Source organism: Streptomyces hyderabadensis (assembly GCF_020404845.1).
GTDB lineage: Bacteria > Actinomycetota > Actinomycetes > Streptomycetales > Streptomycetaceae > Streptomyces > Streptomyces hyderabadensis.
In genome coordinates this window covers 116,002-141,697 of the sequence record NZ_JAIOJZ010000012.1, presented here as the reverse complement: position 1 = coordinate 141,697, position 25,696 = coordinate 116,002, and the positions used below count along the sequence as shown (strand labels likewise).

The window sequence follows — 25,696 nt, the reverse complement described above, 5'->3', positions numbered from 1 at the left end:
GTACGACCCCGAGCACCGAGGAGTGGTGCCGCATGACCGAGTACGAGCGTTCCCGCACCATGCCCGCCCAGCCCGAGCAGGTCTTCGACCAGGCCGCGAACGTCGGACAGCTGGAGACCTGGCTGCCCCGGGACTTGCACGTGGAGCCGGAGGAGCCGCCCGCCGTCACCGTGCACGAGGACCGCACCGACCAGGACACCGCGGCGCTGCTGAGCGCCCGGCCCGAGCAGATGCGGCTGGAGTGGGGCACCCGTGAACAGGGCAGCTACGCCGGCTGGCTCCAGGTCGCCGGACTCGACAGCGGGGCCAGCGAGGTCACGGTGCACCTGTCGTTCTTCGACGAGGGGCACGACCCGGGCCGGCGGACGGTGGCCGAGGCCCTCGACGGCAGCCTGCGGCGGCTGGAGGAACAGGTGAGGATGCGCACCGACAACGCGGCCGGCTGAGGAGGACGCCGAGGACACCCGGGGCAACCCATGGCGGCCCTGCCGTGTCGTACGGGGAAACCCGGGCGACGCCGATGAACCGGACGACCGGTCCGCGGGGTCGTCGACCGACACGCCCGCCATGGGGGAGACATGTACGTCCGTGACCGAGGAGCCCGTGCCGCCCTGACCGCTGTGGTGGCCGGTGCCGCGCTCGCCGTGGCCGCCGTCCCGGGGACCGCGGCGGCGCCGCACCCCGGGACGGCGGACTCCGCGCCGCCCGCCTTCCTGGAGCCGTCCGAACTGCCGCCGCACCCCGCCTCCGACTGGTACGCCGGACCGGTCACCGCCGGGCAGCCGGACCCGGCCCCGATGTGCGTGGGCGACGCGCTGCCGTCCACCTCCTCCCACCGCAGGTACTGGACCGAGTACGACACCGGCGCCCTCCAGGTCACGGTGGTCGAGCGGAGCACCCGGCGGGCCGAGCGGTTCGCCGCCCTGCTGCGCGCGGATCTCGACGACTGCGCGCGCACGGTGATGGAGCGCAACCCGGAGGTCACCGCCACGCAGAAGTACTACGGCCGCCTGGACGTGGAGGAGGGCGCCCACGTCTACGGCGTCCACACGGTGACCGAGTGGGGAGCCACCGACATCAACCTGTTCTCGGTCGGCCGGGACGGCAGGACCGTCACCCTCGTCCAGTGGGGACAGATGGGCACCTTCGAGGACGCCCGGGTGACCGACTTCCGGACCACCACCGCCACGGCCGTCGACAAGCTCTCCTGAACGCGCCCCTCAGCAGCCCGGAACGCCGGCGATCTTCTTGCCGCCCCGCCGCTCGGCGCGACCGGGCCGGCCTTGTCGTAGGAACGGGCCGCGACGGTGGCCGTCGCGGTGAGCGGGCCGAGCAGCGCCAGTGCTCCGGCCCCGACGAGCGCGACCCGGGCGAACGGGCGAACGGTCATGTGCGGAACCCGGCTCGCCCCCCCCGCACTCCAGGGACGACCGGGACGCCGGTGTCCGCTCGCCGTGCCGGGGCACCCACCCGCCATGGACGCTCACCGCCGCCCGCTGATCGACCGCACCCCGGCCCTGCTCGCCGAGGGCTACGCCTGGCTGCCCAACCGCATGCGCGAGACCACCGGGTCCGTGCTGAGCACCCGGCTGCTCGGCCGTCCCGCGCTGGCCGTACGGGGTCCGCGAGCCGTGCGCTTCTTCTACGACGAGTCGCACGTCCACCGCCACGGCGCCGTCCCGGCACCGGTGCTGGACACCCTCTTCGGGCAGGGCGCGGTCCACACCCTCGACGGCGACGCCCACCGCGCCCGCAAGGAGCTGTTCCTGCCGCTGCTCGAAGCCGACCGCGTCGCCCGCCTCACCGACCACGTCACCGCGGCCTGGGACGAGGCCGTGCGTTCCTGGAGCGAGCGCCCGCGGGTCGTGCTGTTCGACGAGGCGGCCGTCGTACTCACCCGCGGGGTCTGCGACTGGGCGGGGATCCCGCCGGGGGCCGTCGACGCCGAACCCCTGGCCCGGGACCTGCTCGCGATGGTGGACGGCTTCGCCACCCCGGGGCCGCGCCAGCTGCGGGCCCGTCGCGCCCGCGCCCGGCAGGAGACCCGCACGGCCCGCCTGGTCGAGGAGGTCAGGTCCGGGGCCCTTGCCGCCCCGGCGGACTCCATGCTGGCGCGGGTGGCCCGGCACCGCGACACCGCACAGGGCCCGTTGGACTCCCGCACGGCGGCCGTGGAACTGCTGAACGTCCTGCGCCCCACCGTCGCCGTGAGCTGGTTCGTGGCCTTCGCCGCCCACGCCCTGCACCGGTGGCCGGCCCACCGCGAGCGGCTGCGCGGCGGGGACGGCGCGTTCGCCACCGCCTTCGCGCACGAGGTCCGCCGCTTCTACCCGTTCGCCCCGTTCCTCGGCGGCCGGACCGTGCGGGAGCTGACCTGGCACGGCGAGTCGGTCCCGGCCGGCGGGATCCTGCTGCTCGACGTCTACGGACAGAACCACGACGAGGAACTCTGGGGCGACCCGTACACCTTCCGGCCCGGGCGGTTCCTGGACCGGCCGCCCGCCCCCGACGAGCTGATCCCGCAGGGCGGCGGCGACCCCGCCCACGGTCACCGCTGCCCCGGCGAGCGCGTCACCGTCGGCCTGCTGGAGTCCCTGGCGGTCCGGTTGGCCCGCCTGGAGTACACGGTCCCGGGGCAGGACCTGCGCATCCCGCTGCGCCGCGTCCCCACCCGCCCCCGCAGCGGCTTCGCCGTAACCGGCGTGCGCGCGCCCTGACCGGGCGTCAAGGGGCCCGTCGACGACACGTCACGCGACCACCCGTAGAGGGCCGGTTGGCTGATCGTTTGCAGCCCTGAGGGTGGGCGCCCACCCCGGGCGGCCGACAGCGGCCGTCACCCGAATGGACCCCGCGCGCTACTGGTCACGGCCGAACCGGTGTCTCCTGGAGAGTGTCAGCGGCGTCCAGGCTGGGAGGCCGATCATGTACGAAATGTGCGTGGGCCCGGAGAAGGCGGGCGGAGCGTTGGTGTGGCACGTACTGGCCAAACAGGCCGCGGCCACACTCTGCGGACAGCAGCTCCGCGAACGTATCGAGGCATCCGACGGTGAACGGGCGCGTCACTGCCCGGACTGCATGGCTTCCTTCGAGAAGTTGATGGCAACCACACCGTGCTGACGGACCGTCCGCAAATCGTCCGCCCCGTCGCATCCCGCGGCGGGGCGGACGGCGTACCCGGGTCGGCGTGAATGTCGGCTGGGGGCATGGTCATAGAGCTGGGCCGCTTCGGTGAAAGGAGGGCCCCGGCACCGCGGTTGACCTCAGAGCCGCGACGATCACTCGGTTGGTGCAGTGTCAGGGCGGGGAGCCGGGGAAGTCGCCGGTCATGCCCCGGTGCGCGTCGTCCTCCCGTACCCGGGGCCGCAGGACGCGCCGCGGCCGGGATCCCCGAGTCGGCCGCGACGCGTCCGCCCCGGGCCGCGGAGCCGTCCTGCACCCCGGGACGATGGGTGTCGGCCGCCGGACCATTTGGGTGTCGTCCCCGATGGCCGTGCGGGGGCCCGGCGTGTGACCGTGTACCGACGCCGCGCCCGGGGGGCTTTCCGGGCGCCGGGCAGGGTGCGGGCAGGCGCGTCCCGCCCGGTTCACGCGGGTCGCCGCGTCGTTCGTACGTTCCGGGTGCGCCGTGCGCACCCGTGTGCCGGGGGCGGTGTCAGGGGCACCGGCGCCCCGGGCCGACGCAATTCGGCCGTCTGCCTGCCCGTCAGCTCGTCAGCCCGTCCGTCCGAGTGCCCGCCCGTGGGCCGCTGCCCGCCTGATCGTCGGCGGTGCCGCCGCCCGCCCGACCGCCCACCCGTCCGACGACGCAACCCCTACGAAGGAGAACCCGCATCCATCCCCGTCAAGTGAAGCCCTCCCGAACCTCCGCGCGGTCGAAGGCGGTGACCCGTGGGACACGCTGACACCCTGCTCGCCATGGGCGGTGCCTTCGTCGCCGCCGCGTTCCTCGCCCGCCTCGGCGGGAGGATCGGACTTCCGACGATCCCCCTGTTCATGCTCGCCGGCATCCTGCTCGGCCCGCACACACCGGGCTTCGTCCTGGTCGAGGACGCGCACGACTTCGAGATGCTCTCCGCGCTCGGACTGGTGCTGCTGCTCTTCTACCTGGGGCTGGAGTTCCACCTCGACGACCTCAAGAGCGGCGGCAAACGGCTGCTCACCGCCGGGGGCATCTACCTGCTCCTGAACGTCGGCGCCGGACTCGGCTTCGGCTTCGTCCTCGGCTGGGGCGTGCGCGAGGCACTGGTCCTGGCGGGGGTGCTCGGCATCTCCTCCTCCGCGATCGTCACCAAGATCCTCATCGACCTGGGACGGATCGGCCGCCCCGAGACCCGGCTGATCCTCGGTGTCATCGTCGTGGAGGACATCTTCCTCGCGCTGTACCTGGCCGCCCTGCAGCCGGTGATCTCGGGCGCGCACGGCGTCGCCGAGACGGCACTCCAGGCCGGCAAGGCCTTCGGCTTCCTGCTCGTACTGGCCGCCGCCGCCCGCTACGGCACCCGGCTCGTGGGCCGTCTGATCGACACGCGGGACGACGAACTGCTCGTCATCAGCTTCCTCGGCGCCGCGGTGCTCGTCGCCGGCGTCTCCGAAGTCCTGGGCGTCGCCGACGCCATCGGCGCCTTCATGGTCGGTCTGATCCTCGCCGGCACCCCCTCGGGGCCGCGGATCCGCGAGTTGGTGCACCCGCTGCGCGACGCCTTCGCGGCCATCTTCTTCTTCGCCTTCGGACTCGCCATCGACCCCGGTGACCTCGCCTCCGTCGCCGGTCCGGTCGCGGCGGCGGCCGCACTGACCGTCGTCATGAACGTCGTCGCCGGGCTGTGCGTCGCCCGGGTCTACCGCTACGGTGCCGAACCGGCCGCGGAGATAGCCACCACCCTCGTCGCCCGCGGGGAGTTCGCGCTGATCCTGGCCGCCATGGCCGCGGGGGCCGGACTCGACGCCCGGCTCGCTCCCTTCATCGCCGGTTACGTCCTCGTCCTCGCCGTCCTCGGACCCGTGGTCGCGCAACGCGCCCAGGTACTCGCCGGTGCGCTGCGCGCCGTCGGCGGACTCCTGCCCGGGGGGAAGCCGCCGGCCGAGGTGGCCGGTGGCGGGACCGGAGCGCAGACGGAGGGGGACGGCCGCCCGGAGCCGGCCGCGGTGCCGGTGCCGTGCCGGGCGGCCTCCGCCGGGTCGTCGTCCTCCCCGGAGCACCCCGAGGCGGAGCGCTAGCCGGGGACGGGAGGGGCGGGCGCCGGGGGCCCGGGTCCGCAGGGCCGAGGAACGGCGCCCGGTGGCCGGTCGTCGCCCCGGGCGGCACGGCGCCGAGGCCGCCGGTGGGACAATCTGCCCACAGGTGCGTTGCCCGACACCGTGGTCGGAGGCGTCCGGGACCGGAAGGAGCCGTCAGCATGATCGAGTGGGTGCCCCTGGGCAGCGGTGCCAGACCCGTTCCCCGGCCGGTCGCGGCTCCACTGGTGTGGGCGGGGGCGTTCGGCGGCGCCCTGCTGCTGGTCGCGCTCCTCAACGGCATCGTGGGCGCGGGGCGTCCGGGACTCGCCCTGGTCGCGCTCTCCCTGCTGGCGGCCGTGCTCGGGCTGTGCGCCCGCTTCACGGCCGCGCCGGGGACGGCGGTGCTGTGCTGGCTGTCCCTCAACGGCTTCGCCATACCGCCGGCCGGCACGCTCACCTGGGCCGGGCGGCGCGACACGGTCTGGCTGGCCTGTCTGCTCGGCGCGGCCCTGGTGGGCACGGCGCTGGCCCGTCTGGTCCACGCACGGGCCGCCTACCGTCGGCTGACCACGGCGACGGGCCTGGAGGCGCCGGAGCCGGGGACCGGCCCCGGCGACGTCTGAGCCCGCCGCCCGGCACGTCGTCGTGCCGGGCCGCGGGCACCGCGGCCGGGGAGGGCCGGACCGTCGACCGGACCGGCCCCCCACCGCCGTCAGGCCGTGTGCAGCGTCAGGCCGTAGCGGTTGAGGATCTCGTTGACCGGCTGGAACCAGGTCTCCCCGCCGCTGGAGCAGTTGCCCCAGCCGCCCGAGGTGACGCCCTGCGCCTGGTCACCGCTGATGAACGAGCCGCCGGAGTCGCCGCCCTCGGCGCACACGCTGGTCTTGGTCAGCTGGTGCACCACCGAGCCGTCGCTGTAGTTGACCGTCTCGTTGTGGGCGAGCACGGTGCCGCAGTGCCAGTGGGTGGTGGAGCCGGAGCGGCAGATCGAGGCGCCGACGGGTGCCACGTTCGAGCCGCGCACGAGCTGGTCGGAGACCGTGCCCCAGCCCAGCACGACCGGCACGGTCCACCAGCCGCTGCCCACGCTGACCCACGCGTAGTCGTTGTCGGGGAAGGACGAGCCCTGGAACGTGCCGATGTACGAGCCGTCCCAGCCGCTGACCCCCGCGCCCGCCCGGCCGCAGTGCCCGGCGGTGACGAACCCGCCGTGCACCGAGAAGCCGATCGAGCAGCGGACGTTGCCGGTGTAGTACGGGTCGCCGCCGACGGTGCCGGCCGCGAAGGTCCGCGGCGCCGACGGCACCGTCCGCACCGCGACCGGCGCGGCCTCGCGGGCCTGCTCCAGGAAGCCCTGGACATCGTTGTCAGCACGCTCGCCCGCGACCACGTCCACGACGACCTTGTTGGCCGCCTGGTCGACGCGCCAGCTGCTCACGCCGGCCGGTGCGTCGAGACGGTCCAGGCGTGCCTTGGCCGCGTCGAGCTGCTGTGCGCTGTGCTCCACGGTGCGGACCTGCGCGCCGGTGGCGCGGATCGCCTGCAGGGTCGAGGGTGCCGCGTCCGAGGTGACGGCCACGGTCAGCTTTCCGGCGTCCGCGTCGAACCACGAGCCGCCGAAGGCCTTCCCGGCCGCCCGGCGTGCCGCGGGCTCGATGCCGGTGGCCTCGCGTTCGGCCGCGAGCCGGTGCTCGGCCTCGGCCCGGGTGAGGCCGAAGTCCTGCTGCATGGCGTCCAGCAGGCCGGCCGAGGCCGGCTGCTCGGAGGACGAGGTGGAGGGGGAGTGGGCGGGGGCTTCGGCCGCCGAGGCCGGCAGGGTGCCGACCGCGGTCAGGCTGCCGAGCACGAGGAGTCCGGCCAGGCCGAGGTGCCTGAGTCTGCTGCGTCTCACGGAGTTGCCCTTCGTCGTTCCAGCAAGGTGGGGGTGGAACAGATGGCATGGAACAACCGCGGTTTGAGAGCGCTCTCATCGGGTCGCTCCGAGCTTAGCCAGCGACCCGTCATCAGGTCCATGCCAATGCACGGCCTTTCCCTTCCGCGCCGCTCCGCGCCCCGGCGCCCCGCCCTTCTGGTTGGCCGTCCGCGTCCGGGGCACTCAGGCTGCGTCCTCGCAAATGACGGCCGTACGACGGCCACCGGACGTGGGAGGCACGCGTGGCGGTTCGGCACAGGCTCATCCAGGCGACCCCGGAGGCGGTCTGGGACGTCCTCGCGGACGGCGATCTGTATGTGCAGTGGGTCGTGGGGCCCTCGGCAGTCACCCCCAGGGACGGGCAGTGGCCCCAGGTGGGCGCGACGATCGCGTACGAGGTGCGGCTCGGGCCGCTGCGGCTCAACAACGAGTCGGTGGTCAGACGCTGCGTACCTGGCTCCGAGCTGGAGCTGGAGGCGAAGGCGGGCAGGCTCGGCACCGCCCGGATCGCCGTCGAACTGCGGCCCTGGGGCGAGCAGTGCCTGGTGATCGTGGACGAACACCCCCTGCGCGGTCCCGGCGGCCTGCTGCACAACGTCGGCGTCGAGGCGCTGATCCAGGTGCGCCACCGGGCCATGCTCGCCAGGCTCGCGAGACTGTGCGAGTCCCGGGCCGGTGACGGGTGCCGTCCCGACCCGCCCGACGCGGTGGGGACCGTCGAGTACCGTCCGGGAACCGGCCGTGCCTGACGCCGTCGTGGTCGGCGCGGGCCCCAACGGCCTGGTGGCGGCGAACCTGCTGGCCGACGCCGGCTGGAGCGTGGCGGTCCTGGAGGAGCAGCCCGAGCCGGGCGGCGCGGTGCGGCACGACAAAGAGGTCGCCCCCGGCTTCGTCAACGACCTGTTCAGCTCCTTCTACCCGCTCGCCGCCGCCTCCCCCGTACTGAGCGGGCTGCGGCTGGAGGAGCACGGGCTGCGCTGGGCGCACGCGCCCCACGTACTGGCCCACCCCCTGACCGACGGGAGCTGCGCCGTCCTCGACCGCGACCTCGCCGTCACCGCGGCCTCCCTGGACGCCTTCGCCCCGGGGGACGGCGCCGCCTGGGAGCGGCTGCACGAGGTGTGGGACCGCTACCGGGCCGACATCCTGGACGCCCTGTTCACGCCCTTCCCGCCGGTGCGGGCCGGTGCCCGGCTGGCCCTGCGACTGCGCGGCGCGGGCGGGCTCCGGCTCGCCCGCACCCTGGTCCTGCCGGTGCGCCGGATGGGCGAGGAGGAGTTCCGCGGCGAGGGCGGCAGACTGCTCCTGGCCGGCAACGCCCTGCACGCCGACCTCGCCCCCGAGGCGGCCGGCAGCGGCGGCTTCGGCTGGCTGATGTCGATGCTCGGGCAGACCTACGGCTTCCCCGTGCCGGTCGGCGGTTCCGGCGCCCTCACCGAAGCCCTGGTCCGCCGGCTCCGCGCCCGGGGCGGCACCCTGCACTGCGGGCGGCGCGTCGAACGGGTCCTGGTCCGCGACCGGCGCGCCGTGGGCGTGCGCACCGCCGACGGCGAGACGGTCACCGCCCGCCGCGCCGTCCTCGCGGACGTCTCCGTCCCCGCCCTGTACGGCGAGCTCGTCGCCCCGGCCGACCTGCCGGACCAGGTCCTCGCCGACCTGCGGCGCTTCCAGTGGGACTTCGCCACCTTCAAGGTGGACTGGGCGCTGGACGGGCCCGTGCCCTGGCAGTGCGCGGACGCGGCCCGGGCCGGCACCGTGCACCTGTCCGACGGTCTCGACGAACTGACCCGGTTCGCCGCCCAGATCGCCATGCGGCAGGTCCCCGACCGCCCCTTCGCGCTGTTCGGCCAGATGACCACCACCGACCCGACCCGCTCCCCGCGCGGCACGGAGTCCGCCTGGGCCTACACCCACGTCCCCCACGACGTCCGCGCCGACGCGGGCGACGAGGGCATCACCGGCAGCTGGGACGCCCGGGACCGGGAACTGATGGCCGACCGGGTCGAGCGCCAGGTGGAGCGCTTCGCACCGGGTTTCCGCACGCTGGTCCGGGCCCGCCGCGTGCTCGCCCCGCCGACGCTCCAGGCCATGGACGCCAACCTGGAGGGCGGCGCCATCAACGGCGGCACCACCGCCATGCACCAGCAGCTCGTCTTCCGGCCCGTGCCCGGCACCGGGCGGCCGGAGACGCCGGTGACCGGCCTCTACCTCGCCTCCGCGGGCGCCCACCCGGGCGGCGGGGTGCACGGCGCTCCGGGCGCCAACGCCGCGCGCGCCGCACTGCGCCGGCACCGGTTCGCGGGCCTCGCCCGGGCGCAGCGGGTCCTGACCCGGCGGGACCGGACCGGTGACCGGCGGTGAAGGCCCGCGAAGCCCTACGAAAGCCCGGGGCAACGACGGAACCCGAGGAAAGGGCCGCCCCATGACCGACAGCCCCCTGCAGAACCGCACGGTCGTGGTGACCGGCGCCGCGCGCGGACTCGGCGCCGCCCTGGCCCGGGCGTGCGCGAGACGCGGGGCCCGGCTAGCGCTGCTCGGCCTGGAGAAGCCGCGACTGGACGCCCTGGCGGCGCAGCTGCCGACCCCGGCGCTCGCCGTCGAGACCGACGTCACCGACCCCGCCGCACTGGCCGAGGCGGCCGCCGAGACGCGCCGGCGGCTCGGACGGCCGTCGGTCGTGGTCGCGAACGCCGGTGTCGCGCACGGCGGACCGTTCGCCGCTTCGGACCCCGCCGAGTGGCGCCGGACCGTCGACGTGAACCTGACCGGCAGCGCCCACACGGCCCGCGCCTTCCTGCCGGACCTGCTCGGCACCGCGGGCTACCACCTCCAGATCGCCTCGCTCGCCTCGCTCGGCGCCGCCCCGATGATGAGCGCCTACTGCGCCGCCAAGGCGGGCGCGGAGGCCTTCGCCCACTCGCTGCGCGCCGAAGTGGCCCACCGCGGCGTCGCCGTGGGCATCGCCTACCTCAACTGGATCGACACCGACATGATCCGCGACGCCGACCGCTACCCGGTGCTGCGCGAACTGCGCGCCCACATGCCGCCCCCGGCCCGCCGCACCTTCCCGGCGGAGGACGTCGCCGCCCGGCTGGTCCGCGCCGTGGAGCGCCGCCGTACCGCGGTGTACGTGCCGGGCTGGCTGCGGCTGGTCCAGCCGGCGCGCGCGGCCCTGCCGCCCGTGGTGCTGCGGCTGTCCCGCCGCGAGCTGCCCCGGATGGAGGCCGAGGAGGCCCTCGGCCCCACCGGTCCGCTGGGCGCGGGCGGGCTGGCCGACCACGCGGCGGACCCGCGCAGCGGCACGGGGGAGTAGCACGCCGGGCCGGCCACCGGTCGGTGCGGCCCCTGTCAGCGGGCCCCGAACCGCCGCGCCAAGGCGCGCAGCGGCGCGGACCGGCCCCGGTCCGGCACCGTCCACAGCGTCTCGCCCCGCACGCCCCACCGCTCCAGCAGGGCGCCCGCCGCGAGGAACCCGGAGGTCGCGGCGCGCTCCATCAGCGCCACCGGCAGATCCGTACGGACCAGGTCCCCGGCGACGACGACGCCCGGGTCCGGGGTGCGGACCGTGGGCCGGTCGCGGTAGCCGCCGACGGTGAACAGCGGGCAGTCCGCCCGCCACTCGTGCCGGGCCGCGACCACCCGGGCCCGGCGGGTCTCCGGATACACGCGGTGCAACTGGTCGACGAGCCGCTTCTCCTCGACCTCCCGCACGGCCCCCGACGGCACGGCGTACGCGTGCAGTTCGACGACGCTGCCGCCGGTGCGCGCCGCCCAGCGGGCCGCCTCGCCCTCCCAGTGGGACAGCACGCTGACGTTGTCCAGCGACCCGTACCCGCTGGTGCCGAGGAACCCCGGCCGGCCGGAGGCGACCGGGCGGTCCAGCCACAGCCGGGAGACCAGGAACGGCGGAGCGTTCCGCAGCCGTGCCACCCGTGCCCGCCAGGCGGGGTCGCCCAGCTCCGGCGACCGCCGCACGAGGCCCTGCAGCCCGGCGACGTCCAGGGCGAGCACCACGGCGTCGTACGACCGGGCCCCGGCGGCGTCGACGACCAGGTGGGAGCCGGACGGCCCGGGCCGGACCGCCTCGACGGAGGTGCTCGTGCGCAGCTCGGCCCCGTGCCGTGCCAGGTGCGCGGCGAGGGGATCCCACAGCGCCCGCGGAAACGGCTCGCGCGGCACGTCGAACAGCAGCCCCTCGCTGGAGCCGAGGAAGTAGATGTGGAACATCAGCGCCATCTCCGCGGCGGACAGCTCGCGCGGGTCCGCGAAGAAGCTCCGGGAGAACACCTCGAAGGCCAGGTGCCGCGCGGCCGCGGGAAAGCGCAGGGAGTCGAGGAAGTCGTGGGCGCTGACGTGGTCCAGGCGCTCGTGGACGGGGCCGGTACGGACGTCGAGGAGCGGCAGCGCGGCCGAGGGCCGCAGGGCCGCCAGGTCCCGCAGCCCGAAGCTGGGGCTCAGCGCGACGAAGGCCAGGGCACTGAACGGGGGAGTGCGCGGAACACGCCGGAAGCTGTCGCACAGCCCGCTGCTGTGCCGCAGCGGGTAGTCGGGCAGTCCGGTCAGCATGCCGAGGCCGGGGTCGCAACGGCGCAGCAGGCTCCGCAGGTTGTAGTACTGACGGAAGAAGGCGTGGAAGCCCCGGCTCATCGTGGCCGGCGTGCCGTCCGGCAGGGCGATCGTCCGGCCCCCGACCCGGCCGCCGAGCACGGGCTCGCGCTCGTGCAGCACGACGCGCACGCCGCGTTCCGCCAGGGCGGTCGCCGCCGCGAGGCCCGCGATGCCGCCGCCGACCACCGCCACCGACGGCGGATCGCCCACGACCCGTTCCCGCCCCGCGGCCGGACGCAGCACCCGCGCCCGCCGGTCCCTTCCCGGCAGCCGGTCCTCGCTCCCCGGCCCGCCCCCGCCGCGCCGGATCACCACCCACCACCGGTGCGCGCCCCGGCTCCGCCGCTGTCCGGGAGGTCTGCTCGGCCGGCGGCGCGGCGGAGGCAGGAGTGGGTGCGCGGTTCCGGGGCGGGTGGGTGGACGGCGCGGTCCGTGCCGGGGGTGGCGGCCGGTCTCGTGGCGGGCATCGTCGCGCCGACGGGCGACTCCCCAGGCGTCCGGGCTCGGACTGACGGGCCCCTGTCGCGCGTCGGGAGCGGGGCGCGGGACCCGGCGTCGCCGTTGACCGGGAGGCCTGTCCGGCCGCCCGGGCGGTCCGTCCCCAGGGCGCGGACGGCGGGCGGCGGGGTGGCGGGTGGCGAGGGCATCGGGGGCTCCGGGTGGTCGGCGGTCAGGGGGCCGGCAGGTGGTGGCGCCGCAGCCACGGCAGTTCGGCCGCCGTGCGCACCATGGGCAGGACGGGGACGCGCAGGCCGACCGCGAGGTCCTCGTACAGCCGCGACCGGCCGTCCAGGAAGCGCAGCAGCCGGTCGGCGGGCACCCGGTCGAACAGCCGGAAGAAGAGGTCGGGGCCGTCGACCCGGCCGGTGTCCAGCGCGCGCAGCAGCACCGCGTCCATCAGCCGGGCCCGCGCCGGGTGCGGGGGCGGGGGCTCGGGTCGGTGGCCCGCGCGTACCGCACGGGCCACGGCCTCGGACTGCCGCTGCACGGCGGCGAACGCGTATCCGGTGGACGCCCGGGTCGCGCCGCCCGCGACGCCGATCCGGAAGACCCGGTCGCAGCCCCCGGCCCGCCGCTCGAAGACCGCGTCGGTCATCGGGATGACCCCCTGCTCCGTCGCCAGGACCTCGAGGGCCCCCGTGCGCAGGACACGACGCGTGTAGTCCTCCAGCGCCTCGTCGTACGCCTCGGTCGTCAGGGGTGCCGGGCCGAACTCGGTGTACTCGACCAGCGCGGTGTGCCGTCCGGTCGGCAGCACGTATCCGAACGACAGGCCCCGCGCCGGCTGCACGGTGCGGAAGTCCATCAGGTCGACCGCCTCCGGGTCGAAGACCGGCCGTTCGGTGCGGACGAACCAGCCGCGGAAGTGCTGGAGCAGACGTGTGCGGGCGGCCGGCAACCGGGTGGGCGGACGGGAGTCGAAGACCCAGCGGGCGCGCAGGTCGAGCGGCGCCCCCGCGGCGTCCGTCGCCGCCACCCGCACCGTGGCGTCCGGCAGACCGGTCACGGCGCCGACGGTGGCCTGGACGCGCCGCAGCCCCGGACGGTCCTTCAGGTCCCGCTCCACCAGCGCCTCGAAGTCGTCCGAGCGGATCATCTTGTAACGGGCGGGGGCGATGTGCCGCCGGACGACCCTCCCGTCCCGGCCGTGCAGCCGCAGCCACTCCCACGACGCCGTCGCCGCCCGGTCGAAGCGGCCGGCCCCGGCCTCCCAGAAGCACCAGGTGCGACGCGGCGGCCGCAGCGGCCCCGGCGGCGGGTCGACCAGCACGACGGAGGACACCGCACCGGGCGACTCCCGGGCCGGGAGCCGGTGCGCCAGGCAGAGACCGGCCGCCCCGGCACCGACGACCACGATGTCCGCGTCGAGCACGCCCGCCTCCTTCCCGCCGATCCGCCCGCCCGGTCAGCCCGGCTCAATCGGTTTTCCTCCGGTTCGCCCCGGTTCGGCGGAGTATTCCGCCCGGGGCCGTCCGCGGACGTACGGCGCGCGGGACGGCGCGGCACCGGTACCCGCCCACGGACGCGATACCGCCGGGCGGGTGACTGCGGGACCGGAACCGGTCCCGCCGGCGTCGGGCCGGAAGCGAAAGGGGAAGGCATGTCGCCGACCAGACGAGAGGACCCGCGATGCGCCCCAGCACGGTCGAGCACGGCAACCACCGGCCGGACACACCGCCCGCGGTCCGGGGGCCCCGGTGACCCGGACGGTGCCCGGTCGCACCGACCACGTCGTGGTCGTCGGCGCCGGACTGGCCGGGCTGTCCGCCACCCTGCACCTGCTGGGCGCGGGACGGCGGGTCACCGTCGTGGAGCGCGAACCGCGGCCCGGCGGCCGGGCCGGGCGGCGCGAACTCGGCGGCTACCACCTCGACACCGGTCCGACCGTGCTGACCATGCCGGACCTGGCCGACGAGGCCTTCGCGGCCGTCGGCGAGCGGCTGCGCGACCGCGTCGACCTGCTGCCGCTGCACCCCGCCTACCGGGCCTGCTTCGCCGACGGCACCGCCCTGGACGTGCACACGGACGCCGAGGCGATGGAAGCCGAGGTGGAACGGTTCGCCGGAGCCCGGGAGGCGGCCGGGTACCGGCGGCTGCGGGACTGGCTCGGCCGGCTGTACGCCGTGCAGCTGCGCCGGTTCATCGACGCCAACTTCGACTCGCCGCTCGGCCTGCTCACCCCCGACCTGGCCCGGCTCGCCGCCCTCGGCGGCTTCGCCCGGCTGGAGCCGCGCATCGGACGGTTCCTGACGGACCAACGGCTCCAGCGGGTCTTCTCCTTCCAGGCCCTCTACGCCGGGGTCGCCCCGGCCCGCGCGCTCGCCGCCTACGCCGTCATCGCCTACATGGACACCGTCGCCGGTGTGTACTTCCCGCGCGGCGGCATGCACGCCCTGCCCCGCGCCATGGCCGACGCCGCCGTCGACGCCGGGGCCGACCTGCGCCTGGGACGGGAGGTCACCCGTCTGGAGCGGTCCGGCGCCCGTGTCACCGCGGTCGTCACCGGGCACGAGCGCATCCCGTGCGACGCCGTCGTCCTCACCCCCGAACTGCCCGTCGCCCACCGGCTGCTCGGCCGCCGTCCGCGCCGCCCCGTCGCCCTGCGGCACTCGCCCTCCGCCGTCGTGCTGCACGCCGGCACCACCCGTACCTGGCCGCACCTCGCCCACCACACGCTCTCCTTCGGTGCCGCCTGGCGCCGCACCTTCGACGAACTCACCAGGACCGGCACCCTCATGACCGACCCGTCCCTGCTCATCACCCGGCCCACCGCCCACGACCACACCCTCGCGCCCGAGGGCCGGCACCTCCACTACGTCCTCGCGCCCTGCCCCAACACCGACATCGGCCCCGGCGCCCACGCCTGGAGCGACCTCGCACCCCGCTACCGGGACCGCCTGCTCGCCACCCTGGAACGCCGGGGGCTGACCGGCATCGCCGCATCGGTCGAGGCGGAGTGCCTGGTGACACCGGCCGACTGGACGGCACAGGGGCATGCCGCGGGCACCCCGTTCTCGGTCGCCCACACCTTCGCCCAGACCGGGCCCTTCCGCCCCCGCAACCTGGTGCGCGGCACCGACAACGCCGTCCTCGCGGGCTGCGGGACCACCCCCGGCGTCGGCGTCCCGACCGTGCTGCTCTCCGGGAAACTGGCCGCCGCCCGCATCGCCGGACCGCGGGCCCGCCCCGCGGCGGCCGGGGGCGGGCACCGATGACCGGGCGCGAACTCGACGCCGCCGGCATCACCGATCCGCGCCTGCGGGCCGCCTACACCCGGTGCCGGCTCCTCAACGCCCGGCACGGACGCACCTACTTCCTGGCCACCCGCCTGCTGCCCGCCGACCGCAGACCGGCCGTGCACGCCCTGTACGGGTTCGCGCGGTGGGCCGACGACATCGTCGACGACACCGGGGCCGGCGCCACGCCGGCCGAGCGCGCCGCCGCCCTCACCCGCCTCGACCGACTGCTGCGGCGGGCGCTCACCGGCGGCGGAGGGGCCGACGAGCCCGTGGTGCTCGCCCTGGCCGACACCGCCGACCGGTACGCCATCGACGCGGCGCACTTCACCGACTTCATGGCCGCCATGCGCGCCGACCTCACGGTCACCGACTACGCCAGCTACGCCGACCTGCGCGCCTACATGCACGGCTCGGCCGCCGTCATCGGCCTCCAGATGCTGCCCGTCCTCGGCACGGTGACCGCTCGCGCCCTGGCCGCCCCGCACGCCGCCGCACTGGGCGTCGCCTTCCAGCTGACCAACTTCCTGCGGGACGTCGGCGAGGACCTGGACCGCGGCCGGGTCTACCTCCCCGCCGACCTGCTGGCCGCGCACGGCGTCCACCGGGACCTGCTGCTGTGGAGCAGGCGCACCGGCCGCCACGACCCGCGCATCACCGCCGCACTGCGGACCGCCGAGGACCTCACCCGCGGCGTCTACCGCGAGGCCGAACCCGGACTGGCCATGCTCGACCCCGTGGCCCGGCCCTGCATCCGCACCGCGTACCTGCTCTACCGGCACATCCTCGACGCCATCGCGGACGGCGGGTACGCGGTGCTGCACCGGCGCGCGGTGGTCTCCCGCCGGCGCCGCGCCGCGGTCGCGGCCGACGGGCTGGCACGGGTCCTGTCCGCCCGGCGCGCCGCCCGACGCGCCGCCACGCCCGCGCCGGTGCCCTGCCGCGGTGACACCCTCGACGCGAAGGAGCCCCGATGAGCACGGACCCCCGCCCGCGCCGGGGACGCGTTCCCCTGCGGCTGCGGCGCCACCCGGTGCCCTGGCGGCACCAGCGGCCGACCTGGCGCGAGGCACGCCCCGCCGTCATCGCCGCGGCCCTCGCCCGCGCCCTGGCCCGCCCCTCGGGCAACTGGTACGTCCTCGGCGCGAGCACGGACGTACGCCCCGCACGTCCGCTGTCCGGCACCGTCGCCGGGGCCGAAGTGGTCGTCTGGCGGGACGCGCGGGGACGTCTGGTGGGCGGCCCCGGCGCCTGCCCCCACCTCGGTGCCCCGCTGGCCGACAGCCCCGTGCGGTGCGGCACGCTCGTGTGCCGTTGGCACGGACTCGCCCTGGACGGCGCCCCGTTCGCCGGCTGGGAACCGCTGCCGGTCCACGACGACGGTGTGCTGGTGTGGGTGCGGCTGGACACCGTGGGGGAGGAGCCGCCGACCGCGGCGCCGCTCGTGCCCGACCGGCCGCCCCGGACGACCGCCCTGACGTCCGTGTGGCGCGGGGCCGGGACCTGCGAGCCCGAGGACGTGGTCGCCAACCGGCTCGACCCGTGGCACGGAGCCTGGTTCCACCCGTACTCCTTCGTGGACCTCACCGTCGTCGAGGCGCCCGGGACCGCGCGCGACGACGGGGGCGGCGACCGCTACGTCGTGGATGTGTCCTTCCGGCTCACCGGCCGTCTGGTCGTCCCGGTACGCGCCGAGTTCACCGCGCCCGGGCCCCGCACCGTCGTCATGCGCATCACCGACGGCGAGGGCACGGGGTCGGTCGTGGAGAGCCATGCCACACCGCTCGGACCGGACGGCAGCGGCCGGCCGCGCACCGCGGTCGTCGAGGCGGTGCTCGCCACCTCGGACCGGCCCGGATTCCCGCTGGCCCGCCGCATGGCACCGGTGCTGCGCCCGCTGCTGCGCGCCGCATCCGGCCGGCTGTGGCGCGACGACCTCGCCTACGCCGAACGGCGCGGTCACCTGCGCGCCCGCGGCCTCTTCCCCGGCTGAACGGAGCGGCACCGGCATGCAGACCTTCCTGCCCCACCCCGGCTTCCGGGAGTCGGCGCTCGCCCTGGACCGGCGCCGGCTGGGCAAACAGCGGGTGGAGGCGCTCCAGGTGCTGCGCGGCCTGACTGTCCCCGGCTACGGCTGGCGGCACCACCCGGCGGTGCGGATGTGGGCGGGCTACGAGGAGGCACTGGTCCGCTACGGCCTGGACGTCTGCCGGGTCTGGCGCGAGCAGGGCCACCAGGACAGCTGCGCGGCCTCACTCGTCGCCGGGCTCGCCGAGGTCCGTCCGGGCGAACCGGTGCGCGACCAGCCCGAGCTGGCCGCCGCCGGGGAACTGCCGCCCTGGCTGGGCGACGCGGACTTCCACCGCAGCCACCGCTCGGCCCTGGTGCGCAAGGACCCCGACGTGTACGCCGGACGGTTCCCCGGTGTCCCCGACGACCTGCCCTACGTGTGGCCGCGTTCGGACCGTGAGCGCGGGGCGGCGGGGAGCGCGGGCTCCTAGACGATCAGGCCTGCTGGCCGCCCGCGATTTCCTTCATGTCGACCGTCTCGCCGGCCGGCGGCTGCTCCGGGTCCACCGTCTCGCCGTACTCGCTGAACGTGACGCTGCCGGGGTTCTTGCCGCCCTCGGTGGTGGTCTTCAGGATGTACGGCTCGCCCTCCGTGGCGACGTAGAGGGTGAGCTTCTCGCCGCCGGAGGCGTCCTTGGTCAGCTTCAGGGCCTCCTCGCCGTTCACCTCCGTCGTGGAGCCGCGCTTCATGCCCTGGCGCTCGGACTCGTCCTCGTCCATGGCGGCGACGAAGCCCTGCTTGTCGCAGACCCCGGCGGTGGTGGCGTCGTTCGCCGGCATCTTCACCCACTTGTCCTGGAGCTTCGGCGCCAGCTTCCGCGCCGCGCCGGGCTGTTGCTCCAGGGCGGTCTGCCAGTACTGCTCGTCGCCGCGCAGGTAGAGGGTCGCGTCGGTGTGCCGGACGTCCGCCCGGGTCCCGCCGGCGCCGATGGTGCCCTGGCAGTTCTTCTGCTGGTCGACCGAGACGTCGATGGTGACGGTGCTGCCGTCCTCCAGCCGGGTGTCGCCCTTCACGTGCATGGACTTCGCCTGCCGGGTGGCCTCGACGGCCTTGGCGGCGATGTCGTCGGCACTCTGCCCCTCGAACGGCTTGCCCTCGTCACCCGAATCGCCGCCGCAGCCGGCCAGCAGGGCGACGGAGACGCTCGCGGTCACCACGGCCGTGGTCACTGTGCTGGTGCGCACTGCAAGTCCTTCCGCATGTCTGAACATTGCCGTCAAATCCCTTGATTCACCGATGTGTTGGCACCGGGACCTTTCGACTACCCCGATCTCCCGTGACATGCACGTGGTGGAGAAGTCGTGACGAGCCGGTGAGCGCGCTCCTCCCCGATTGGTCCCCGACAGCGCATGCGAAGTGGACCCCGTGGCGGACCGCCACGCTCCCTAGCGTCGTCGGCATGAACGCCGCCACCACGCGCGGGGCCCTGCTCGCCGCGCTCGCCTGCCTCCTCGTCGGAGGGTCCTTCACCGCCAACAGCCTGCTCGGCGACTACCCGTACGCGGGCGGCCAGTTCCTGCGCTACGGGCTGGCCTTCCTGCTGCTCGTCCCGCTGGCCGGGCCTGGTGCCACGGCCCGGCTGCGGGCGCTGGGCGCCGGGCAGTGGGTGCGCCTCGCCCTGCTCGCGGCCGTCGGCATGGTCGGCTTCAACCTCGCCGTCCTCGCCGCGGAGCGCACGGCGGAGCCCGCGGTACCCGGCGTCCTGGTGGGCTGCGCGCCCGTGGTGGTGGCCGTCGTCGTCCCCCTCCTGGAGGGGCGCCGGCCGCGCCGGGCCGTCCTGTACGGGGCGTCGTTCGTGGCCGTGGGCGCCTTCACGGTCCAGGGCTGGGGACGCACCGACGGCGCGGGCCTCGCCTTCTCGGTGTGCGCGCTGGCCGGAGAGGTCGGCTTCGCGGTGCTGGCCGTGCCCGTACTGCGGCCGCTGGGCCCACGGCTGCTGTCCACCGTGGTGTGCGGCCTCGCGGCGGCCGAGTCGGCGCTGGCGGGTGTCCTGGCCGACGGGACCGGGTGGCTGCGCCGGCCGGACGCGGTGGAGGCGGGCGCGCTGCTGTGGCAGGCGGTGGTGGTCACCGTCGTCGGGTTCGTGTGCTGGTACATGGGCATGCAGCGGATCGGGGCCGAGCGCGCCACCCTGTTCTCCGGGCTGATCCCGGTCGCCGCCGCCTGCACGGCACCGCTCGTCGGCACCGGCTCCTACGGAGCCGCCCAGGGGGTGGGCAGCGTCCTGGTCTTCGCCGGGGTCGCCGTGGGATCGGGCGCGGTACTCCCGTCCGGCCGCGGACGGGGGCCCGCGGCGAGGCGTCAGAGGGCGCCCGAGCGGTCCTTGGAGAAGCTGTAGAGGTCCTTCGAGGTGGTGATCAGCTCGCGCTGCTCCTGCCGGGAGCCGACCATGGGCTGCGAGCCGCGCAGCGGCACCTGGGCGCTCTCGGGCAGGAACCGGACGGTCACCAGGCCGATGGCGCCCGCGACCATCAGGTAGTAGGCGGGCATCAGCTCGTCGCCGCTGATGCTCACCAGCGCCTCCGCGACCAGCGGTGTGGTGCCGCCGAAGGCCGCCACGGCGAAGTTGAAGCCGATGGCCATGGCGGCGTAGCGCACGGCGGTCGGGAACAGCGCCGGCAGGGTCGCGGCGCTCGGCGCGGCGAAGCAGGCCAGCAGGGTGGACAGCAGCAGCACCCCGGCGACCGGCGCCCAGACGCCGTCCGACTTCAGCAGAAGGAACGCCGGGACGGCGAGGACGATCATCGCCGCGGCCCCGGTGGCGTAGAGCGGGCGGCGGCCGACGTGGTCGCTGAGCCGGCCGAGGAAGGTGATCAGCAGCACGATCCACACCATGCCGATCAGCACCAGCACGTCCGCGAAGCCGCTGGAGCGGTCCAGGGTCTCCGTCTGGTACGTCGGCAGGTAGCCGGTGACCATGTAGTTGGTGACGTTGTAGAGCAGCACCAGGCCCATGCACACGAGCAGCGGCCGCCAGTGCTCGCGCACGATGGTCTTGAACTCGCTGCCCGCCGACTCCTGGGCCAGCCCCTTCTCGTGCTCGTCGAGCTGCTGCTGGAAGGCGGGCGACTCCTCCAGCTTGAGCCGCATGTACAGGCCGATGACGCCGAGCGGACCGGCGATCAGGAACGGCAGCCGCCAGCCCCAGTCGAGCATCTGGGCGTCGGTCAGCGACAGGTTGAGGACGGTGACCAGCGCCGAGCCCAGGGCGTAGCCGACGAAGGTGCCGAAGTCGAGCCAGCTGGAGAGAAAGCCGCGCCGCCGGTCGGGTGAGTACTCGGCGACGAAGGTGGTGGCGCCGCCGTACTCGCCGCCCGTGGAGAAGCCCTGGACCATTCGGGCGAGCAGCAGCAGGACCGGGGCGGCGATGCCGATGGTGGCGTAGCTGGGGATCAGACCGATGGAGAAGGTGCCGAGGGCCATCATGATCATGGTGGTGGCGAGCACCTTCTGCCGTCCGATGCGGTCCCCGAGCGGCCCGAAGACCAGGCCGCCGAGCGGGCGTACGACGAAGGCCGCGGCGAAGGTGGCGAAGGAGGAGATGACCTGGGCGGCCGGGGAGGCGCCCGGGAAGAAGACCTTCCCGATGGTGGCGGCCAGATAGCTGTAGACGCCGAAGTCGAACCACTCCATGCAGTTCCCGAGCGCCGAGGCCCCGACCGCGCGCTTGAGCAGCGGTGCCTCGACGACCTGGACGTCCTCCTCGCCGAAGGCCCGCCTGGTGCGGCGGAGCCGGCGGGCCAGCTCCTCGCGCACCTGCCGGGGCAGGTGCGCGACCGTACTCGGCATCTTCGCCCCGCGCGGGGGCCCGGACCCGCCGTCGGGCTTCGCGTCCACCACGCCGTCGCCTCTCCGTCGCTCCGCCACGATTCGCCTGAGCGAATTCTGTGCAGGAACCCGGGGCCGGCGCATGCCGGGGACGGGGCTCAGGGCTGTACGGGCATGCTCCAGCAGTTGGAGCCGGCGGGCTCGCCGGAGAGCCGGTCGGTGAGCCAGGAGATGGCGTTGCCCTGGTCGGTGAGCAACGGGGCGAAGTGGTTGAGCAGGCCGCTGCCCACGCCCGGCAGCAGCACCGGGACATAGGTGACCTGCGCGCCCTTGCCGCACCAGTCGACGGCCAGTTGGCGGGCCTGGCCGTGCGGGACCAGGTCGTCGCTGGTGCCGGTGGCCACCCGGACCGGTCCCGCGGGCTTGAGCGAGCCGATGCGCTGCTCGGCGAGGAAGGTCTGCAGCACCGGCTCGGCGCGGATGACGTCGCTGATCGACTGCCCGGTCTTCGTCCAGTGAGTGCTGCTGTCGCCGCCGTACCCGAAGAGCGCGTCGCCCACGCACATGGTCGACAGGTCCTTCAGTGCCTCCTGGCCCGCCTCGTTGATGTACCGGTCGGCGATGGGCCGCAGGGCCGGCTCGGTCTGCAGGAATCCGTTGAGCGACCAGCCCAGGGCGCCCGCCAGGTCGCTGCCGTCTATCGCCTTCGTCACCTCGGTGAGGTCGGCGGGCGGGGCACCGGCATAGGTGCCGGCCAGTTGGACGTCCGGGGCGTAGGAGGGCTGCAGCTCGGCCGCGGCCGCCGTGGCACCGCCGCCCTGGCTGTACCCGAACAGACCGACCCGGGACTCGGAGGTGACGGACGCCGAGTCCAGGGCGCGCGCGGCGCGTACGGCGTCCAGTACGGCGTGTGCCCCGTCGACACGGTTGACGTAGGTGTGCAGCCGGTCGGTGGTGCCGAGGCCGACGTAGTCGGTGACGACGACGGCGACGCCGCGCAGCAGCAGCCGGTAGACCGAGAGGTCCTCGTAACCGACCGAGACCGTCTGCCCGTTGAGCTGCAACGGGTGCTCCAGGGCCATCGAGGCGGCGCACTGGTCGCCCTGGCCCATGGTGCCGGGCGCGACGGCGACCAGGGGGCGGGGCCCGTCGCCGCGCCACTTCGCGGCCGGTTCGATGTAGGCGCCGGTCACGGCGACCGCCTCGCCGTTCGCGTCGGTGGACTTGTACATGAGCCGGGTCGCCCGGCCCGGGAGCGGGCCGTCGATGCCCGGCAGGCTCAGCGCCAGCGGGAGCGGCTCGTGGCGGATCAGGGTGCCGTCGGCGCCGGGGAGTTCGGACGGCGGGTTGTAGAAGGCGGGGATCTCGATGCCGCGGGACGTCGTGGGCGACGAGTCGCCGGCCGGGCCGCCGGCCGCCGCGGCCGGGACGGCCTGGGCGCCGAGGGCGAGGGCGGCGACGATGGCCGCGGCGAGCATGCGGGGACGTGGGGGCATGGCGAACCTCCTGGGGAAGGGCCGGATCCGGTCGTCCGCGGTCCCGTGGGGTCGAGGCCGTGGTCGCGCTGCTCCTGTGGGGTTACGGGACCGTAACCTGACGGGGGTTACCGCGGGTAGCACTCGGCTTATTACGGTTCAGTAACTTGACGTCGCGTCTAACAGGAGCCGGGCCAGGCACCCCGGCCGGCCAGCCGGAGCACCAGCGCCGCGATGTTCCAGGCGTCGTCCACGCCCCGGTGGTGCCGTCCCTCCAGGGGCAGTCCGGCGATCTCCAGGGCCTGCGCCATGCCCGGGCGCCGGCGCAGCCCGTGGGCCTCGGTGAAGACCGCCTTGGCGTTGGTGTGCGTACGCTCGGCCGGGAAGCCGAACGGGTAGGGGACCCCGTCGGCCGCGCACTGGCGGACGAACTGCTTCCGGTCGTAGTCGCCCCAGCTCGCCCAGGGCCGGGCGTCCGCCCCGTGTTCACGCACCAGCGTGTCGCAGGCCCGGGCGAGACTCACGCCGCGGTCGGCCTCCGCCTGGGTGATGCCGGTCAGTTCGGTGCAGAAGGCGCTGACGCGGGAGCGGGCGGGCCGCACCAGGATCCGGTGCCGGCCCACCCGCTCCCGGGTGTCGAGGTCGACCACGGCGAGCCCGATCTCGACGATCTCGCTCACCTCGCCGGGCGGCGGCTGCCTGTCCCAGCAGGTGGCCTCCAGGTCGATGACGTTCAACAGGCCCGCGTGGCCCCCGTCCGTCGCGCGCCGGTCCATGGCGGCACCGTACGGGGGCACGGATCCCCGGGCACCCGGTTTTCCGGCCCGGGAGTCCCTAGCGACGGCTGCGGACCAGCAGGTACAGGAAGTACGGCGTTCCGATCACCGCCGTCATCAGTCCCGCGCCGAGCTGGGCGGGGGCGATGACCGTGCGGCCGAGCAGGTCGGCGGCGCAGACCAGCGTGGCGCCGAGGAGGATCGCGACCGGCACGACCCGCACGTGCCGTCGGCCCACCAGGGCGCGGGCGGCGTGCGGGGCCACCAGCCCGACGAACCCGATGGTGCCCGCGCAGGCCACCGCGGTGGCGCTGAGGACGACGCTCAGCACCAGGAACCCGAGACGTCCCGGAGCCAGCCGCAGGCCGAGCAGCCGCGGCGTGTCCTCGTCCAGCGAGATCAGGTCCAGCTCCGTGCGCCGGGCGACCGCCACCCCGATCCCGACGACCAGCGCAAGGGCGACCGGCACGATGTCCGGCATGGTCCGCCCGTAGGTCGAACCCGACAGCCAGGTCAGCGCCTTGGTCGCGTTGAACGGGTCGGTGAGCACGATCAGCAGGCTGATCAGCGCCGCCGTCCCGGAGGCCACGCCGATGCCGACGAGGACCAGCCGGTTCTGCCGGAAACCGCCCCGGGCGGCCAGCCCGAAGACCAGGACGGCGGTGACGGCTGACCCCGCGAACGCGGCGCCCGCCACGCCCCACGTCCCGGCGGCCGGGACCGTGGTCACCAGGATCACGGCGCCCAGCGCGCCGCCTCCGGTCACGCCGAGCACGTTCGGCTCGGCGAGCGGGTTGCGGGTGACGGCCTGCACGAGCGTGCCGGCCAGCGCGAGCGCGGCGCCCGCGCCCAGCGCCGCGAGCACGCGCGGCACCCGGGTGTCCAGCACGAAGGAGACGGTCCGGCCGGCCCGTCCCTGGGCCCAGTTGAGGACGTCACCGAGCAGCAGCTTGCTGTCGCCCACCAGCACGGCGGCGATCACGAGCCCCACCAGCACCACGACCAGCACGGCGACCGTGGCCAGGAACACCGCCCGGCTCGGGATCCGCAGCCGGTCCGGCGCCCCGGCCCCGGCGGTGTCCCGCACCCGCAGCGCCATGGCGACCAGGAACACGGCGCCGACCAGGCTGGTGACGACCCCCGTGGGCACGGACACCGAGCGGTCGGCCGAGACCACGGCCCGCAGCAGCACGTCCGAACCGAGCACCAGGGCCGCGCCGGTCAGCGCCGCCGCGGGCAGCGCCGTACGGGACCGGGTGAAGCCGCGGAACCGGCGGGCGAGCGGGCGCACCAGGGCGGGTGCGCACAGGCCGACGAAGCCGATGGGCCCGGCGAGCGTGACCGCGGCGGCCGACAGCAGCGCCGCGAGCACGACGACCGTGACCCGGGTGGCCCGCACCGGAACGCCGAGACCGCGCGCGGCGTCGTCGCCCAGGGCCAGCGCGTCCACCCGGCGGGCCGTCAGCATCAGCCCGGCCAGTCCGATCAGGGCGACCGGCAGCATCTGCAGGACGCCGTCGAAGCCGTTCTGGGAGATGCTGCCCTGGTTCCAGGCGTAGAGGCCCTCCGTCTGCTCCGGGAAGAGCAGCAGCAGACCCTCCGTCATGGAGTTCAGGCCCAGCATCAGCGCGGTGCCGGCCAGCACCAGCCGGACGGTTCCGGTGCCGAGGCCGGAGAGCCCGAGCACGACGGCGGCCGCCGCCAGGCCGCCCACGAAGGCGATGCCGGAGGAGGCGAGCATCGGCAGCGAGACGCCGGTGGCACCGGCCAGTCCCAGCGCCAGGTAGGAACCGGCGTTCACCGCGAGGGTGTCGGGAGAGGCCAGCACGTTCCGGCTGACCGCCTGGAGCACGGCTCCGGCCATGCCCAGGACGGCGCCGACCAGGAGTCCCGCGGTCATCCGGGGCAGCCGGGAGGCGACCACGACGGACGCGTCGTCCGGATCGGCATGCCCGGTCAGGGCCTTGAGGACCTCGGACGGTCCGACGGCGGCGGTGCCCTGGGTGATGTCGACGACGGCGAGTACGGCGACCAGCAGGACGATTCCGGCCGTCACCGCGGCCGCGCCCGACCGGGACGTGGGAACCGTCGACGGACGGGCCGCGGTGGGTTCGGTTGCGGTGACGGCCATG

Annotated in this window: 21 protein-coding genes; 13 read left to right on the top strand and 8 right to left on the bottom strand. The window is 75.2% G+C overall.

Going from position 1 to position 25,696, the window contains the following annotated elements; all coding sequences use genetic code 11:
• Nucleotides 1–32: 32 nt before the first annotated feature.
• The 5 genes from K7854_RS12280 (at nucleotide 33) to K7854_RS12260 (ending at nucleotide 5,840) form a co-directional block, all read left to right on the top strand.
• Entirely contained in the window at nucleotides 33–446 is a 414-nt protein-coding gene (locus K7854_RS12280; RefSeq protein WP_226026466.1) for an SRPBCC family protein, read from the top strand.
• Nucleotides 447–578: 132 nt separating this feature from the next.
• Nucleotides 579–1,211 carry a hypothetical protein gene (locus tag K7854_RS12275; protein WP_226026465.1) on the top strand — a complete coding sequence of 211 codons (633 nt, stop codon included), beginning with the start codon at nucleotides 579–581 and terminating at the stop codon, nucleotides 1,209–1,211.
• Nucleotides 1,212–1,475: 264 nt separating this feature from the next.
• Nucleotides 1,476–2,717 (top strand): cytochrome P450, encoded by a 1,242-nt coding sequence (locus K7854_RS12270; protein WP_226026464.1) that lies wholly within the window; start codon nucleotides 1,476–1,478, stop codon nucleotides 2,715–2,717.
• 1,171 nt (nucleotides 2,718–3,888) lie between these two features.
• Nucleotides 3,889–5,217, top strand: a complete 1,329-nt coding sequence (locus tag K7854_RS12265; RefSeq protein WP_226026463.1) for a cation:proton antiporter — start codon at nucleotides 3,889–3,891, stop codon at nucleotides 5,215–5,217.
• A 179-nt stretch (nucleotides 5,218–5,396) separates the two neighbouring features.
• Nucleotides 5,397–5,840 carry a hypothetical protein gene (locus tag K7854_RS12260; protein WP_226026462.1) on the top strand — a complete coding sequence of 148 codons (444 nt, stop codon included), beginning with the start codon at nucleotides 5,397–5,399 and terminating at the stop codon, nucleotides 5,838–5,840.
• Nucleotides 5,841–5,929: 89 nt separating this feature from the next.
• On the opposite strand, the gene K7854_RS12255 is transcribed toward K7854_RS12260, so the two are convergent.
• Nucleotides 5,930–7,108 carry a S1 family peptidase gene (locus tag K7854_RS12255; RefSeq protein ID WP_226026461.1) on the bottom strand — a complete coding sequence of 393 codons (1,179 nt, stop codon included), beginning with the start codon at nucleotides 7,106–7,108 and terminating at the stop codon, nucleotides 5,930–5,932.
• A gap of 263 nt (nucleotides 7,109–7,371) precedes the next feature.
• Between K7854_RS12255 and K7854_RS12250 the strand changes: the two genes are divergently transcribed.
• The 3 genes from K7854_RS12250 (at nucleotide 7,372) to K7854_RS12240 (ending at nucleotide 10,442) form a co-directional block, all read left to right on the top strand.
• Complete coding sequence (locus K7854_RS12250) at nucleotides 7,372–7,878, top strand: SRPBCC family protein (RefSeq protein ID WP_226026460.1); 507 nt, start codon at nucleotides 7,372–7,374, stop codon at nucleotides 7,876–7,878.
• Complete coding sequence (locus K7854_RS12245; RefSeq protein WP_226026459.1) at nucleotides 7,871–9,490, top strand: phytoene desaturase family protein; 1,620 nt, start codon at nucleotides 7,871–7,873, stop codon at nucleotides 9,488–9,490. Before K7854_RS12250 ends, K7854_RS12245 begins: the two co-directional genes overlap by 8 nt.
• Before the next feature lie 61 nt (nucleotides 9,491–9,551).
• Entirely contained in the window at nucleotides 9,552–10,442 is an 891-nt protein-coding gene (locus K7854_RS12240; RefSeq protein WP_226026458.1) for an SDR family oxidoreductase, read from the top strand.
• Nucleotides 10,443–10,477: 35 nt separating this feature from the next.
• Here K7854_RS12240 and K7854_RS12235 read toward each other — a convergent pair whose 3' ends face one another.
• A complete protein-coding gene (locus tag K7854_RS12235; protein WP_372481023.1) occupies nucleotides 10,478–12,052 on the bottom strand; it encodes an FAD-dependent oxidoreductase in 1,575 nt (524 codons plus the stop codon).
• A gap of 355 nt (nucleotides 12,053–12,407) precedes the next feature.
• Nucleotides 12,408–13,610 (bottom strand): lycopene cyclase family protein, encoded by a 1,203-nt coding sequence (locus K7854_RS12230; protein ID WP_226026456.1) that lies wholly within the window; start codon nucleotides 13,608–13,610, stop codon nucleotides 12,408–12,410.
• Nucleotides 13,611–13,935: 325 nt separating this feature from the next.
• On the opposite strand from K7854_RS12230, the gene crtI reads away from it, so the two are divergent.
• The 4 genes from crtI to K7854_RS12210 are packed head-to-tail and all read left to right on the top strand — an operon-like array spanning nucleotide 13,936 to nucleotide 17,975.
• Nucleotides 13,936–15,453, top strand: coding sequence for a phytoene desaturase family protein (crtI, locus tag K7854_RS12225; protein ID WP_226026455.1), 1,518 nt, complete (start codon nucleotides 13,936–13,938; stop codon nucleotides 15,451–15,453).
• Nucleotides 15,450–16,451: a phytoene/squalene synthase family protein gene (locus K7854_RS12220; RefSeq protein WP_226026454.1), complete on the top strand. Its 1,002-nt coding sequence runs from the start codon at nucleotides 15,450–15,452 to the stop codon at nucleotides 16,449–16,451. Before crtI ends, K7854_RS12220 begins: the two co-directional genes overlap by 4 nt.
• Nucleotides 16,448–17,467, top strand: coding sequence for a Rieske (2Fe-2S) protein (locus K7854_RS12215; protein ID WP_226026453.1), 1,020 nt, complete (start codon nucleotides 16,448–16,450; stop codon nucleotides 17,465–17,467). Before K7854_RS12220 ends, K7854_RS12215 begins: the two co-directional genes overlap by 4 nt.
• Nucleotides 17,468–17,483: 16 nt before the next feature.
• Entirely contained in the window at nucleotides 17,484–17,975 is a 492-nt protein-coding gene (locus K7854_RS12210) for an MSMEG_6728 family protein (RefSeq protein ID WP_226026452.1), read from the top strand.
• A gap of 4 nt (nucleotides 17,976–17,979) precedes the next feature.
• Here K7854_RS12210 and K7854_RS12205 read toward each other — a convergent pair whose 3' ends face one another.
• Entirely contained in the window at nucleotides 17,980–18,729 is a 750-nt protein-coding gene (locus K7854_RS12205; RefSeq protein WP_226026451.1) for a hypothetical protein, read from the bottom strand.
• Nucleotides 18,730–18,944: 215 nt separating this feature from the next.
• Here K7854_RS12205 and K7854_RS12200 point away from each other — a divergent pair, with 215 nt between their 5' ends.
• Entirely contained in the window at nucleotides 18,945–19,883 is a 939-nt protein-coding gene (locus K7854_RS12200) for a DMT family transporter (protein ID WP_226026450.1), read from the top strand.
• Here the strand turns inward: K7854_RS12200 and proP are convergent.
• The 4 genes from proP to cdtC all read right to left on the bottom strand — a co-directional run bounded on the left by proP (nucleotide 19,847) and on the right by cdtC (nucleotide 25,695).
• Entirely contained in the window at nucleotides 19,847–21,334 is a 1,488-nt protein-coding gene (gene proP, locus K7854_RS12195) for a glycine betaine/L-proline transporter ProP (protein WP_226026494.1), read from the bottom strand. The genes K7854_RS12200 and proP overlap by 37 nt on opposite strands.
• 137 nt (nucleotides 21,335–21,471) lie before the next feature.
• A complete protein-coding gene (locus tag K7854_RS12190; protein WP_226026449.1) occupies nucleotides 21,472–22,809 on the bottom strand; it encodes a lipase family protein in 1,338 nt (445 codons plus the stop codon).
• A 158-nt stretch (nucleotides 22,810–22,967) separates the two neighbouring features.
• The gene (locus K7854_RS12185; protein WP_226026448.1) at nucleotides 22,968–23,564 is read right to left on the bottom strand and encodes a 3'-5' exonuclease; all 597 of its coding nucleotides are present in this window, start codon (nucleotides 23,562–23,564) and stop codon (nucleotides 22,968–22,970) included.
• 58 nt (nucleotides 23,565–23,622) lie between these two features.
• Nucleotides 23,623–25,695 carry a siderophore ABC transporter permease CdtC gene (gene cdtC, locus K7854_RS12180; RefSeq protein ID WP_226026447.1) on the bottom strand — a complete coding sequence of 691 codons (2,073 nt, stop codon included), beginning with the start codon at nucleotides 25,693–25,695 and terminating at the stop codon, nucleotides 23,623–23,625.
• Between the last annotated feature and the right edge of the window lies 1 nt (nucleotide 25,696).